This is a genomic window from Pseudomonas sp. Leaf58, assembly GCF_003627215.1.
In the GTDB taxonomy this organism is placed as follows: Bacteria; Pseudomonadota; Gammaproteobacteria; order Pseudomonadales; family Pseudomonadaceae; genus Aquipseudomonas.
Map to the genome: position 1 here is coordinate 2,256,532 of NZ_CP032677.1, position 13,262 is coordinate 2,269,793.

Sequence of the window (13,262 nt, forward strand, 5' to 3'; positions counted from 1 at the left end):
CCTGTGCAAGCTGGTGTACGACAGTGATTGCACACAGAAGGTGATCGTTAGTGAACCCCGAATCCATGCTGGCGGCATTGCCAGGCTACGCCATGACCGCCGAGTCGATCCAGGTGCTGCCCGATGCCAAGGCCTACCGCGCCTGCCTGCTCGAGCGCATCCGCGCGGCAAGCCGGCGCATCGTCATCGTTGCGCTCTACCTGCAGGAAGACGAGGCCGGCCAGGAGGTGTTGGATGCCTTGTACCAGGCCAAGGCCGCGCGGCCGGGCCTGGAAATCACCATCGTGGTCGACTGGTTCCGCGCCCGGCGCGGCCTGCTGGGGGCAGGGCGCCAGCCGGGGAACGCCGCCTGGTACCAGGCCCAGCGCCAGCACCACGGGCTGGACATCGTCATCCATGGGGTGCCGGTGCAAACTCGGGAGCTGTTCGGGGTGCTGCACCTCAAGGGCAGCATCATCGACGACTGCGTGATCTACACCGGTGCCAGCCTGAACAACGTGTACTTGCACCGCTTCGACCGCTACCGCCTGGACCGCTACCACTTGTTCCAGTCGCCGGCGCTGGCCGACGCCATGGTCGACCTGGTGCGGCGCCTGTTGCATCACAGCGCCACGCCGCGTCTCGACCTGCCGGCACCCCCTTCCACCCGTAGCCTGCGGGGTGACATCCGGCGCTTGCGCGCGCGGCTGCGGCGCATGGCCTATGAGGCGCCGGCCAGTGCAACGGGGCAAGGCCTGCGGGTGATTCCGCTGTTGGGTGTGGGCCGCGGCAACCCGCTGAACCGGGCACTGTGCGCCTTGCTGGCGGCGGCGCGTACCCAGGTGATCATCAGCACGCCGTACTTCAACCCGCCACGGGTGCTGATGCGCGAGCTTGATCAGGCGCTGGAGCGCGGCGTACAGGTGGAGCTGATCGTCGGTGACCGTACGGCAAATGACTTCTACATCGCCCCCGGCGAGCCGTTCAGTGCCAGTGGTGCGTTGCCTTACCTGTACGAAGACAACCTGCGTGCCTTCACCCGTCGTCGCCACACCGCGCTTGCAAGCGGCCAGTTGCAGGTACGGATCTGGAACGACCCTGGGCATACCTTCCATGCCAAGGGCGTGTGGGTCGACCAGCGCTATTCGCTGCTGACCGGCAACAATCTCAACCCGCGCGGTTTCAACCTGGACCTGGAAAACGGCCTGCTGATCGATGACCCACAAGGGCAGTGGCTGGCGCCACGGGAGGCAGAGTTGGCAGCGCTGCGCCAGCATGCGCCGAAGATTGGTTCGGCAGAGGCCCTGGGGGTCAAGGCCGAGCACCCCAAGGAAGTGCGCAAGTTCCTGCGTCGGCTGCGCTATAGCCGGTTGGAGCCGTTGATCAAGCGCGTGCTCTAAGGGGTTGCACCACAAAGCCCTGCGCGTTTCTTGTATCGATAGAGCGCTGCGCTAGACGGCGCTCTATCATTCCATCACCCCACAGGCCAAGGGTGAGCCTGCTATCCTGGTTAAAATTTACTGCGCTGGCGCCAGGCGTAGACCACTCACTTGCACCTGATCGCCGGGCTTGAAGCGGGCATTGGGCGAGCGATAGCGCTGGGTGCTGCCGTCGTCATGGCGGACCACGTAGGCCGGGTCGCTATGCCCGCTGCCTTGTTGCACGGCGGCCCCGCCAAACGCGCCCAATGCCGCACCGGCGATCGCGCCGAACGGGCCACCGAGGGCGGCACCGACCATCAGGCCGCTGACGCCGCCGGCGCCATAGCCCACGGTGTTGTCTGAGCTTTCCGAAAGCACTTGGTCGGCGCAGGTGGGCAGGGAGATGGACAAGGTCATCGCCAAAGGTAGGAGGAGGGTTTTCATGATGGTTATCCGCAAGGCAAGGAATGGCGAAAGCGAATGGTTCAGGTTTCATGCCAGGTAGGGGACCTTTGCCACGCGGCAGTTGCGCGCGGCAATAGTCTTCATGACCATGCGAAGCGGTGGTCAGAACGACTCATTCGGGTCTTCATGACTCCCTGGCTGCAGTGGCCGGTCGTCAGGTAAATCGATCATCAAGCGCCACTGCTGGTCCATCCCTGTGCATGTCCCCGGCAAAAGGCGCCCACTGAATGGAAGCAACCCTCGGCAATAATTCGCCGCGCAGGCAGGTGGTTCGGCAGTTGAGTCTGGTGTTTTCCGGCTTGTTGTTGTTGGCATTGGCGTTAGGCCTGGTCTCGCTGTACCGCATCGCCCAGGCGTTGGACGAACGCGAGCGGGTCCAGAGCCATTTTCACGCAGAGGCGGCATTGGCCCAAATGCACAAGAACGAGCGCAGCTACTTGGTCGCCTATGCCGTGTGGCAAGCCGCGTACGACCACCTGGCCAGGCGCGTAGATCGGCACTGGGCGTACGACGAAGATAACGTGGGCGCGACGCTGTACAGCGACGACGGCTACCAAGGCGTGTTTGTGCTCGACGATGATGGCACCCACTATGCCATGCTAGAAGGGCGCCTCAGCGAGGAGGGGTTCGACCGTCACAGCGGCAGCAGTGCTCAGGTTTTGCAGCAGGCGCGGCAGGCGGTGCAGCAGCAACAAGCAGCGTCAGGTTACCTGCTGTACAACGGCCAGCCGGCACTGTTCGCCGCCGCCGTCATCCGCCCGCCCTCGGTCCCGCAGCCGCTGCCGGCCGCTGGTGCGGTGCTGGTGTTTGTCCGGGTCATGAACCCAACCATGCTCAACCAACTGGGCCAGGCTGCTGGGCTGCCAGGCTTCGCTGTCATACCCGCGTCGCAACTACCCACGGGTAAGGGGCATTTGCCGCTGGGGGAGACTGGGTACGCCCTGACCTGGCCTATCGAACAGCCCGGGACCGAGCTGTTTCACACCGTGTTTATGCCCCTGGCATTCGCGTGGCTGATTATCGCCATGGTCATGGCCCTTTGCGCCCGCTATGCCCTGCGTGCCAGTGCCGGTATTGACCGCAGCCACCGTGAACTGGCCGCTTCCAAGTTCGCCTTGGAGGCCAGTGAGGCGCGCTTCAAGGCAGTGGCCGAAGCGGCGTCGGACTGGATCTGGGAAGCAGATGCGCAGCAGCACCTGACCTACCTTTCACCGCGTTTTACCGAGCTGACCGGGCACACCCTGGAGCGCTGGCTGCAACGCCCAATCAGTGATCTGTTCGACTGCGAAACCGGCCAGGTCGAGACCTGGCTGCACGGCCTTGCCGGCAGCGAGGCCACCGGCAGCCTGCGCTGCCAGTACCACGATCGTCTTGAGCAACGGCGCGAGTGCCGGATCGCCGCCAGGGCTATCATCGCGCAGAAGACCTGCCAAGGTTACCGCGGTACCTGCACCGACATCACCGATGAAGTGGCCGCTCATGCGCATATCCAGCATCTGTCGCTACACGACGCGCTCACCGGCCTGCCCAACCGCAACAAGTTGTTCCGCTACCTGGAAGAGGCCAGGCATGGGGACTTGGCCTTGCTGATGCTCGACCTGGACAATTTCAAGCCCATCAATGACAGCCTCGGCCACCCGGCCGGGGATGCCGTGCTGGTCGAAGTGGCCCACCGGCTAGGGCAGGTGACCCGTGACACCGACTTGGTGGCACGCTTGGGCGGTGACGAGTTCGTCATCGTATTGAGCCGGCCAGGCAAGCATGATGAAGTGGACCGCTTTTGCGCACGGCTGATCGAAACGCTCAAGCGCCCGATCACCTTCGAGCAGCACAAGGTACAGGTTGGCGGCAGCCTTGGGGTGGTGTTGTCGGCGGAGTACCCCGGCCCCCCAGGCGACCTGATCCGTTATGCCGATGTTGCCCTGTACAGCGCCAAGCAGGCCGGCAAGCATACCTGGCGCTACTTCTCGGCACAGTTGAACACGGCATTGCTGGAAAAACGCGAACTGGAGCGTGAGCTGCGCGAAGGCATCCCACGCGGCGAACTGCGGTTGCATTTTCAACCGCGTTTCAAGGTGGACGGCGTGACGTTGGCCTCTGCCGAGGCGCTGGTGCGCTGGCAACATCCGCGGCTTGGCTTGCTGCGGCCAGATCGCTTCATCGCCTTGGCTGAGGAGTCTGACCTGATCGTGCAACTGGGCAACTGGGTGATCCATGAGGCTTGCACCCTGGCACGTGGCTGGCCGCTGGAGGTTATGGTCTCGGTCAACATGTCTCCGGCGCAGTTCAGCCGCAGTGACGTGGTCCGTGACGTGGCAGAAGCACTGCGCCACACCGGTCTGCCTGCCCACCGCCTTGAGCTGGAGATTACCGAGAACGTCATGCTCAATGATGTCGAGGGCGCCCTGCAGACCATGAACGCGCTGAAGGAGTTGGGGGTGCGGCTGAACATGGATGACTTTGGTACGGGCTATTCTTCCCTGGGCTACTTGCGCACCTATCCGTTCGACAGTATCAAGATCGACAAGCGTTTCGTGCAGTCGTTGGGCACCAGTAACAGTGACCGCAGCGTGGTGCAGGCGATCATCAACCTTGGCAATGCGATGGGCATGACGGTTACTGCCGAGGGGGTAGAGACCGCGGAACAGCTGGCCTTGCTCAGCGACGACCAGTGCCATGAAGTGCAGGGCTACCTGCTGAGCCGGCCGGTGGAAAACCGGGTGTTGGTGCGTTTGATGGAGCCAGGCGAGCCTGAACCTGGGGGAATGTCCTAGCGGCGCAGGCTGATTTTCAAACAAGTGTGTGTGGCCCCTCTGAAAAGCCATCACCAGCGCATACAATCAGGCCTTTTCCCTCGTTAACCAGATAGGCCAATCCGTTTATGGCGCTTGATCCATCCACGATGCTGACGATCACTATCGCCCTGGCTGCTGCGGCTGCGTTGTACCTGGCGATCGAGTGGCGCAGCGTTCGCGAACCATCGCTACTGTTCTGGAGCGCAGGTTTTGCCACCATCACCGTCGGCTCCACGCTGGCCTTGCTACGGGGCATCGGCTTGGTGCTGATCGGTATCTGGTTCGCCAACGGCTTGCTAGTGGTGGCGCACTGGTTTTTCCTGATGGGGGTGTTGCGCTTCACCCAGAGCCGGCTGTCGCGTACCTGGCTGCTGATCGTGGGGGTGTGGTTTGCCTTGCTGCTGTTGCCCGTGGGGCCGCAGTGGTCGAAGGTGATGCTGATGGTCAACTCGTTGCTGGTGGCGTCGCTAACGCTCAAGGCTAGCTGGCTGCTGCGGCCGCATGGCAAGTCGCTGAGTGTGGGTGCGGTGCAGTTGCGCTATGTGTTGCTGATTCATGGGCTGTTCTATGTGGCCAAGGCGATCATTGCCATCACCCCGGGCACGCTGATTGACCTGGCCACCTTTGGGGGGCTGATCATTCAGGTTTCGTTGGTCGAAGGTGCGATGGCAATCATGCTGATTGCCTTGTCGATGACCGGCACCGTGCGCTATCGGCGCGAGGAGCGGATTGCCCGGTTGGCCGCCCGCGACCCGCTGACCGCTCTGTACAACCGGCGTGCGCTGGAGGTGCGGGCTGCGCATTTCTTCAAGGAAGTGAGCCCGGGGCAACCTGGGGCTTTGCTGTTGATCGACATCGACAACTTCAAACTGGTCAACGACCTGCATGGGCATGTGGCGGGCGACCGCTTGTTGATTGCCCTAAGCGAGATGATTCGCACGGTACTGCCCGAGCGCTCGCTAGCGGCGCGCTTGGGGGGGGATGAGTTCGTCATTTTGCTGTGTGGGGCGAGCAGCGAGCGGGTGATGGAGTTGGGCGGGCTGTTGCGTGAGCAGTTTCAGCAGTTTGCTGGCAAGATGGCGCCGACGCCGCAGCCGGTTACCTTGAGCATCGGCGCCAACCTGTTCGACCAGCCGCCGGCGAGCCTGGCGGCGTTGATTGAGCAGGGGGATGTGGCGTTGTACCAGTCCAAACGGGGTGGCCGCGACAGTATTCGTTTTGTCGAGCGGCCGATGGCTGACCTTGGTTGATAGTGTGCGTGTGCTTCTAGGCGTGCCATAAAGCAAAGCTATGTGGTGCGTTCGCGAGGGCCGCGCGGCGGGCCCCATCCTGGGGCCCAGCGCTTGACGGGCATCCATGCCCGGGTTTAGCGGAGGCGCAGTGATCAGGTCACCACTTGATAGCACGGTACATACGCCGCGCCGCCGGGCAGCTTCATGCGGTGCTGGTCGACGAACGCCTGCAGCAGCCGCCCCAGTGGGTCCAGCACGGCGCTGTCGCCACGGATCTGATACGGCCCGTGTTCTTCGATCAGGCGGATACCCTTGTCCTTCACGTTGCCCGCGACAATCCCAGAGAACGCCCGGCGCAGGTTGGCGGCCAGTTCGTGGGCTGGCAGATCACGGCGCAGCTCAAGGTCGGCCATGGCCTGGTGAGTTGGGTCGAACGGGCGCTGGAAGCTCTCCTCGATCTTCAGCAGCCAGTTGAAGTGGAAGGCGTCGTTGCGCTCGCGGCGGAACTGCTTGACTGCCTTGAGCCCTTCGACCATGTGCCGAGCGACTTCCGCCGGGTCGTCGATGATGATCTGGTACAAGCGGTGCGCCGCTTCACCCAAGGTAGCGCCGACGAAGGCGTGCAACTGTTGCAGGTAAGGCTCGGCGCTGCGCGGGCCGGTGAGCACCACCGGGAACGGCAGGCCCTGGTTGTCGGGGTGCATGAGTATGCCTAGCAGGTAGAGGAACTCCTCGGCCGTACCGGCACCACCCGGGAAAATGATAATGCCGTGGCCGACACGGACGAAGGCTTCCAGGCGCTTCTCGATGTCTGGCAGGATCACCAGTTCGTTGACGATAGGGTTGGGCGCCTCGGCAGCGATGATGCCCGGCTCGGTCAGGCCCAGGTAACGGCTGCCGTGCATGCGCTGCTTGGCATGGGCAATGGTCGCGCCCTTCATCGGGCCCTTCATCACGCCCGGGCCGCAGCCGGTGCACACGTCCAGCTTGCGCAGGCCCAACTCGTGGCCGACTTTCTTGGTGTACTGGTATTCCTCACTGCTGATCGAGTGGCCGCCCCAGCACACCACCATCTTCGGCTCCACGCCTGGGCGCAGGGTGCGGGCGTTGCGCAGCAGGTGGAAGACATAGTCGGTGATGCCCTGGGAGCTTTCCAGGTCGATGCGCTGGCTGGCCAGTTCGCTTTCGGTGTAGACGATGTCGCGCAGGGCGCTGAAGAGCATTTCACGGGTGCTGGCGATCATTTCGCCATCGACGAAGGCGTCTCCCGGGGCGTTCAGCAGCTCCAGGCGTACACCACGGTCCTGTTGGTGAATACGCACCTCGAAGTCCTTGTAGGCCTCGAGGATGGTCTTGGCATTATCGACATGGGCGCCGGTGTTGAGGATGGCCAGGGCGCACTGGCGGAACAGGGTGTAAAGGCTACCGGTACCGACTTCACTCAGTTGCTGCACTTCACGTTGTGACAGCGTCTCCAGGCTGCCTTTGGGGCTGACGGATGCATTGATGACATGGCGTTGAGGCATCTAAGTCTTTCCTGTGCGGGTAAAACATCCTTCTTTGACAACACCATACCGAGAAATGCGCGCGGCAACGAGGGGGGGCAACAAAAACGTCATCAGACCGAGGCGCCGCGAAGCAGGCGCCTCGGTTTCAAGTCATGCCAACAGCTTCTGCACCCCGAGGGTAATCGCCAGGCCGCCAAACACCAGCCACAGGTTCAGAATCGCCCCGGTCGCCAGCGCTCGCGGCCCGGCCTGGCGGATCTGGCTGAAGCGTGTCTCCATCCCCAGCGCAGTCATGGCCATGGTCAGGGCAAAGGTATCCAGGCTGTTGACCGCTTGGGTCACGCTGCCCGGCAACACCTGCAGCGAATTCACCAGCACCAGCGCGAGGAAGCCGAAGGCGAACCAGGGCATGGCGATGCGGCCATTGCCTTGGGCCTGGCCTGGCTGGCGTGCACGGCTGATCCACAGCCCTACCACCAGCAGCACGGGCACCAGCAGCATTACCCGGGTCATTTTGACGATAGTGGCGATGTGCGTGGCCTCGGGGCTGACGTTGCTGGCCGCGCCGACCACCTGGGCCACTTCGTGAAGGGTGCCACCCAGCAACAGCCCGGCGCCCAGGGTGTCCAGGTGCAGCCAGCCGGCATTGATCGCCAGCGGGTAAAAGAACATCGACAGGGTGCCGAACAACACCACGCTACCGACCGCCATGGCGCTTTTGTGCGGGGCACTGCGCAACGCCGATTCAAACGCCAACACGGCGGCAGCGCCACAGATCGCGCTGCCGGCAGCGGTGAGCAGGGCGGTATCGCGGTCCAGCTTGAACAGCTTCATGCCACACCACAGGCCGATCAGCAGGGTGCTGACCACCATCAGCAACGACACGGTCAGCCCCGACCAGCCGACTTCGGCAATTTCCTGCAGGCTAACCCGCAGGCCAAAGAACGCCACGGCAATGCGCAACAGGCCGCGTGCGGAAAAGTTGATCCCCGCCGCCCAGCTCGCCGGGACGCCGTCGCGCAATGCGTTACCGTAAAGCGCACCAGCGACAATACCGACGATCAGCGGGCTGATACCGAGGTTGGCGATGGCGGGGAGTGCGGCCAACTGGGTGACCGCAAGTGCAAACAGCGCGACGAACAGGATGCCATTGAGCCGCCCTCGGGTTGAGAGGGTAGGGACAAAGGCGGGGTTGGAAGGCACCGTGGCCATGTGAGTCCTCCGGAGAAGTGTTTCGACAAGGCCTACGTTAATCGGGTTATAAGCTTATAAAAAATCGTAATTTAGGATGGCAGGTATCCGCTTAGCTGATATTTTTAGTTCATGACCCCGGAACAACTGATAACGTTCGCCACTGTCGCCGAGCACGGCAACATCAGCCACGCCGCCCAGGCTCTGCACTTGTCGCAGCCAGCGGTGTCTGGCCAGCTAAAGCTGCTGCAAGAGGCCTTTGGCGAGCCCCTCTATCAACGCGCTGGCCGTGGCGTGCGGCTGACGGCGGCTGGCGAACAATTGCTGGCCTACGCCGAGCGCCTGCGTGAAACCTTTCGCCAGGCCCACGCGCTGCGCGAGGCCCTGCGCGGGCTGGAGCGCGGCACCTTGCGCATTGGTGCCAGTACCACGCCGGCCAGCTACCTATTGCCATACCTGATTGCCGATTTCCATGCGCGTTATCCGGATGTGCTGGTGACCACGTCCAATGGCAACACGGCAGAAATCGTCGCCGCGCTGGGCAGCGTTGACATTGCCCTGGTCGAAGGGCCACCCGGGCAGGAGTTGCCGTTGGGTACCGCGGTGACGGCGTGGCGGGAGGACGAGATCGTTGCCATCGTGCCGCGTGGGCACCCACTGGTGGGCAGTGGCCGGCAGACGCTGGCGTCGTTGGGGGCCTACCCGTTGGTGTTGCGCGAGAGCGGCTCGGGTGTGCGGCAGATCGTCGAGCGGGCGTTTGCGCGCAGTGGCGTGGCGATGCGCGTGGCGCTGGAGATCGCCGGTGTAGAAGGGGTGAAGGAGGCGGTGCGGGCCGGGATGGGGATTGGTTTTGTCTCGGCGATGTCGATCCGGCATGAGGATGGTGCGTTGCAGCGGTTGCAGGTTGGGCCGCAGGCGTTGGTGCGGCGCTTTTCCATTCTGGTGCCGCATGCGGCAACGCCGTCGCGGGCGGCGGCGCGGTTTCTAGAGTTGTGTGTTGGCCTGCAAGAGGTGGGCTGACTTGCACCGGCCCTTCGCGGGCAAACCCGCGAAGGGCCGGTGCAGGCTGAATCAGTGCCCCATGGCCAACTTGGCAGTCATCTGCCGACGGCGATAGGCACTGTCACGGCTGGCCAGCCAGCCGTACAGCGGCGAGGTAACCGCCAGCCCCACCAGCCACGACAAGTCAGCCCCGTTGATGTGCTCGGCAATCGGCCCTACGTACAGCGGAGTGTTCATGAACGGGATCTGCACCGCGATACCCACGGCATAGGCGATCAGCGCCTGAGGGTTGTAACGCCCGTAGATGCCGCCATCGACCTGGAAGATCGACTGGATGTCATAGTCACCTTTGTGAATGGCGTAGAAGTCGATCAGGTTGATCGCCGTCCACGGCACCAGCACCACCAGCAACACCAGCACCATGTCGACGAAGTGGCCGATGAAGTCTGCCGAGGCGAACACCGCCACCACGCAGCAGGCCGTCAGCACCACCAGCGACAGCACCGCGCGGCTCTTGGCGGTGGGGATCCAGCGGTGGGCGAAGGTTTGCACCAGGGTGATGATCGACAGCACCGCACCGTACAGGTTAAGGGCGTTGTGGCTGATCACGCTGAGCAGGAACAACACCAACATGACCGGGCCAAGGCTGCCGGTAGCCAACTTGACCGCGTCCATGGTGTCCATGCCGGCCGGGATCGCCAGCACCGCCACGGCGCCGAAGATGAACGACAGGCTCGAACCCAAGGCCGAGCCCAGGTAGGTGGTCCAGAAGGTCGAGCTGACCTTCACATCCGCCGGCAAGTAGCGCGAGTAGTCCGACACATAGGGCGCAAAGGCGATCTGCCACAGCGCCGCCAGCGATACGGTGGCCAGCCAGCCGGCCAGGTTGAAGCCGCCGCGGCTGAGGAAGTCGTCGCTTTGCACATGGCTGAAGATGTAGCCGAAGCCGACCACGATGCCGATGCCCAGCACCCAGGTACCGATGCGGTTGAGCACGTGAATGAAGCGGTAGCCGATAATGCCGATGATGCCCGAGCCCAGCGCACCGATGACGATGCCCACCGGTACCGGCACGGCGTCGACCACACCGTGCAGCGACTTGCCAGCCAGGACGATGTTGGACGCGAAGAAGCCGATGTACATGACCCCGGCAATGACCACCACCAGCAGCGCGCCGAGCGTGCCGAACTGGGCGCGGCTCTGGATCATCTGCGGGATGCCCATTTGCGGGCCCTGGGCCGAGTGCAGCGCCATCAGCACGCCGCCGACCAAATGGCCGACCAGAATGGCGACAATGCCCCATACCAGGTTCAGGTGAAACAACTGCACGCCCAGCGCGCCGGTGACGATCGGCAGCGGCGCGATATTGCCGCCGAACCACAGTGTGAACAAATCCCTTACCTTTCCATGGCGGTCTTCCGGCGGTACATAGCCGATCGTGTGTTTTTCTATGAGGGGTGCCGAATTGGCTGCACTGGTCATGACTGACTCCAAGGCAAGGTAGGGCAGCGGGAACTGCCCGGGGGCGTGCCGGCGAAGGGCGACGCGTTCTTGTTGGAGCGATGATGCGGGGCGCGGCGATAACGAGAAATTAGTAAATATGTGCCCATAAGCCTTAAAAAACCTAAGGCTGGCAAAAGCTTAAGCGGGGAACGATAGCAACGAGGGTTCCAGGGCGCGGGAGGGCTTGAGGTAGGCGGGCTGGTGCTCCAAGGTCAGGCAAGCCCTCGCGTTTGTAGGAGCGGGTTTACCCGCGAAGAGGCCGGCACAGGCAACCCAGCTACATCGGCAAAAGCCGGTCCTGAATCACCTCTTTCATCACCAAGGTCGAACTCAAGCGCTTCACATTGGGAATGCTGGTCAGGTGCTCGTCATACAGCTTCTGAAACGCCGGCAAGTCCTTGGCCACCACATGCAGCAGGTAATCGGGGTCGCCAAACAGCCGCTGCGCCTCGACGATTTGAGGGATCTCGGCCACCGCTGCTTCAAAGTCCGCCACTGGTTGGCGGGTGACTTCGCGCAGGGTCACGAACACCAGCGCGGCAAAATTCAGCCCCAGGGCGCTCGGCGCCAAGCGGGCGTGGTAACCCAGAATGGCCCCGCTGTCCTCCAGTGCCTTCAAGCGCCGATGGCAGGGTGACAGGCTAAGCCCGACGCGGTCGGCCAGTTCGGTCACCGACAGCCGACCGTCTTTTTGTAGTTCAGCAAGGATTTTGCGATCTGTCCTGTCCATTGAGAAGAATCTTCCAGTAATTGAATGATGAGGGGGAATATACGAAAGAAAATGCTCCGGCGTAATCCGTAATCTTTCGTTATCCCAACGCAGTGGAAAAAGGAAGATTCAAGTGGCTCTCAGTGTTCTGACGGCGTTCTGGGCCGTGTCGATGCTGTTCGTGATGACCCCGGGTGCAGACTGGGCCTACGCTATTTCGGCCGGCATGCGTGGGCGCTGGGTGATGCCCGCGGTGGCGGGAATGTTGTCGGGGCATTTTCTTGCCACCCTGGTGGTGGCGGCCGGTGTCGGCAGCCTGCTGGCTGGCCACCCGCTGGCCCTGACCCTGCTGACCCTGGCGGGGTGCAGCTACCTGCTGTGGCTGGGTGGCAACCTGTTGCTGAGCCCGGCATTGCCGGCGGCCGGGCAGGGCGGTGCGGGGGAGTCGGGTTCGCGCTGGGCGTTGAAGGGCTTTTGCGTCAGTGGCCTGAACCCGAAGGTGTTTCTGCTGTTCCTGGCCCTGTTGCCGCAGTTCACCGACCCGCAGTCGAGTTGGCCAGTGCCCTTGCAAATTCTGCTGCTGGGGTTGGTGCACCTGTGCAGTTCGTTGGTGATCTACTCACTGGTCGGCTATGGCGCCAAAGCGGTGCTGAGCACCCGGCCGGGGGCGGCGAAGTTGGTTGGGCGGGTATCGGGGGTGGCGATGATTACGGTGGCCCTTGGCTTGATCGCCGGGCAATTCAACTGATGTTCACCGGTTGCAATAGCTTCGGATAAACTCGCACGACTTCAACGCACAACCAGGATGTGCCCCATGCCCGAAACCACGCAACTGCTCACCTTCGCCTTGATCTGCCTCGGCATGGTCCTGACCCCAGGGCCGAACATGATCTACCTGATTTCCCGCTCGATTTGCCAGGGGCGCAAGGCTGGGTTGATTTCGCTGGGTGGCATAGCCCTGGGTTTCGTCATCTACATGTTCTGCGCCGCGCTGGGTATCACTGCCCTGGTGATGGCGGTGCCGTTTGCCTATGACGCGCTGCGCATTGGTGGCGCGCTGTACCTGTTGTACCTGGCCTGGCAGGCGCTGCGGCCCGGTGGTCGTTCGCCGTTCCAGGTGCGCGACTTGCCTGCCGACAGCCCGCGGCGGCTGTTCACCATGGGCTTCGCCACCAGCCTGCTCAACCCCAAGATTGCCGTCATGTACCTGTCGCTGATGCCGCAGTTCATCGAGCCGGGGCATGGCAGCGTGTTGCTGCAATCGCTGGTGCTGGGCTCGACCCAAATCGCCATCAGCGTTTCAGTCAATGCACTGATCGCGATCATGGCCGGGTCCATCGCCGTGTTCCTTGCCGGTCGCCCGCTGTGGCAGCAAGTGCAGCGCTGGCTGATGGGCACGGTACTGGCCGGTTTGGCCGTACGCATGCTGGCTGAAGGGCGCCGTTGACGCCTGGCTT

11 protein-coding genes are annotated in these 13,262 nt (G+C 63.0%); 6 read left to right on the forward strand and 5 right to left on the reverse strand.

Features of this window, described 5'->3' with window-relative positions; genetic code table 11:
• Positions 1-50: 50 nt before the first annotated feature.
• Positions 51-1,379, forward strand: coding sequence for a CDP-diacylglycerol--serine O-phosphatidyltransferase (gene pssA / locus DV532_RS10575; protein ID WP_082476986.1), 1,329 nt, complete (start codon positions 51-53; stop codon positions 1,377-1,379).
• 117 nt (positions 1,380-1,496) lie between these two features.
• Here the strand turns inward: pssA and DV532_RS10580 are convergent, their stop codons facing one another.
• Entirely contained in the window at positions 1,497-1,817 is a 321-nt protein-coding gene (locus tag DV532_RS10580; RefSeq protein ID WP_082476988.1) for a hypothetical protein, read from the reverse strand.
• A gap of 275 nt (positions 1,818-2,092) precedes the next feature.
• Here DV532_RS10580 and DV532_RS10585 point away from each other — a divergent pair, with 275 nt between their 5' ends.
• Positions 2,093-4,639, forward strand: a complete 2,547-nt coding sequence (locus DV532_RS10585) for an EAL domain-containing protein (RefSeq protein WP_056800850.1) — start codon at positions 2,093-2,095, stop codon at positions 4,637-4,639.
• Positions 4,640-4,767: 128 nt separating this feature from the next.
• A complete protein-coding gene (locus DV532_RS10590) occupies positions 4,768-5,910 on the forward strand; it encodes a GGDEF domain-containing protein (RefSeq protein WP_056800852.1) in 1,143 nt (380 codons plus the stop codon).
• 134 nt (positions 5,911-6,044) lie between these two features.
• Here the strand turns inward: DV532_RS10590 and ppnN are convergent, their stop codons facing one another.
• A complete protein-coding gene (gene ppnN, locus DV532_RS10595; RefSeq protein ID WP_056800854.1) occupies positions 6,045-7,418 on the reverse strand; it encodes a nucleotide 5'-monophosphate nucleosidase PpnN in 1,374 nt (457 codons plus the stop codon).
• Positions 7,419-7,550: 132 nt separating this feature from the next.
• A complete protein-coding gene (locus DV532_RS10600; RefSeq protein WP_056800855.1) occupies positions 7,551-8,612 on the reverse strand; it encodes a YeiH family protein in 1,062 nt (353 codons plus the stop codon).
• Positions 8,613-8,723: 111 nt separating this feature from the next.
• On the opposite strand from DV532_RS10600, the gene DV532_RS10605 reads away from it, so the two are divergent.
• Positions 8,724-9,611 (forward strand): LysR family transcriptional regulator, encoded by an 888-nt coding sequence (locus tag DV532_RS10605; RefSeq protein ID WP_056800857.1) that lies wholly within the window; start codon positions 8,724-8,726, stop codon positions 9,609-9,611.
• 51 nt (positions 9,612-9,662) lie between these two features.
• Here the strand turns inward: DV532_RS10605 and DV532_RS10610 are convergent, their stop codons facing one another.
• Both DV532_RS10610 and DV532_RS10615 read right to left on the reverse strand, forming a co-directional pair.
• Complete coding sequence (locus DV532_RS10610) at positions 9,663-11,075, reverse strand: cytosine permease (protein WP_056800859.1); 1,413 nt, start codon at positions 11,073-11,075, stop codon at positions 9,663-9,665.
• Positions 11,076-11,373: 298 nt separating this feature from the next.
• Positions 11,374-11,826 (reverse strand): Lrp/AsnC family transcriptional regulator, encoded by a 453-nt coding sequence (locus tag DV532_RS10615; protein WP_056800861.1) that lies wholly within the window; start codon positions 11,824-11,826, stop codon positions 11,374-11,376.
• Positions 11,827-11,938: 112 nt separating this feature from the next.
• Here DV532_RS10615 and DV532_RS10620 point away from each other — a divergent pair, with 112 nt between their 5' ends.
• Both DV532_RS10620 and DV532_RS10625 read left to right on the forward strand, forming a co-directional pair.
• The gene (locus DV532_RS10620; RefSeq protein WP_056800863.1) at positions 11,939-12,553 is read left to right on the forward strand and encodes a LysE family translocator; all 615 of its coding nucleotides are present in this window, start codon (positions 11,939-11,941) and stop codon (positions 12,551-12,553) included.
• Between the two features lie 66 nt (positions 12,554-12,619).
• Positions 12,620-13,252 carry a LysE family translocator gene (locus DV532_RS10625; protein ID WP_056800865.1) on the forward strand — a complete coding sequence of 211 codons (633 nt, stop codon included), beginning with the start codon at positions 12,620-12,622 and terminating at the stop codon, positions 13,250-13,252.
• Positions 13,253-13,262 lie beyond the last annotated feature (10 nt).